The sequence below is a fragment of the Mesorhizobium sp. CNPSo 4661 genome (genome assembly GCF_057784215.1).
On record NZ_JBWGIO010000077.1, the window covers coordinates 1 to 869 of the forward strand.

Annotated in this window: 1 protein-coding gene; it reads left to right on the forward strand. The window is 63.3% G+C overall.

Translation table 11 applies throughout. From position 1 onward, the window contains the following. Window positions 1-126: 126 nt before the first annotated feature. Window positions 127-869 (forward strand): Ig-like domain-containing protein (locus AC0YKC_RS33975; protein WP_488514241.1); only part of this gene is annotated, 743 nt, incomplete at its 3' end.

Genomic DNA, 869 nt, shown 5'->3' on the forward strand with positions numbered 1-869 from the left:
GCCAATGGCGACGGCCCGACAATCCAGCGCTGGGGCCTCTATTCCACGGCGATCCCTGATCCCAACAATCCGAATTCCTTCTGGGTGTCAGGCGAATACGTCGCCAATGGTTGGTGGCAGACATCGGTGGCGCAGCTCGCTGTCCAAGGGCCAAACGCGACCGTGACCGAACGCTTGCTCAACGACACCGGCGCGTCGCCGAGCGACAACATTACCAGCAAAGCCGCACTGACCGGCACCGGCAGCGCGAATGCGGTCGTGCACTTCACCGTCGACGGAAGCCCCATCTCGGGCACGGCGACAGCCGGCGGCACGGGAGCTTGGACTTTCGCGCCGGACGGGCTTGCTGACGGACAGCACACGATCGTCGCCAGCGAATCCGATGCGCTCGGCAATTCTTCATCGGCCTCTTTGACCTTCACGCTCGATACCACGCTTCCGGCATTGACGATCACCAATGCCGGCGGCACGGCCACCCAGCCGGTGTTGAGCGTGACGGGAACAGTCAGCGACCCGGACGTTTCCGGCTCCGGCACGACGGTCGCGATATTCGACGGCACCACCCAGGTTGGAACGGCGACAGTCCAGCCGGACGGCAGTTGGAGCACCAACATCGCCCTGGCCAGCGGCACGAACAGCCTAACGGCGAAAGATACCGATCTCGCCGGCAACATCGGGATCAGTGCACCCGTCACCTATACCTATCAGGGACCGACATCGCAGATCACCACTCAATTCTCCGGCATTTCGGACACTTCGAACGATCCACCGCACAATGCGCTCGCCGTCGGTCCAAGCTACATCGTCATGGCGGAGGGGTCGCGGATCGAATGGACGAACCTGTCCGGCGGCGCGGCGAACTTGCAGTC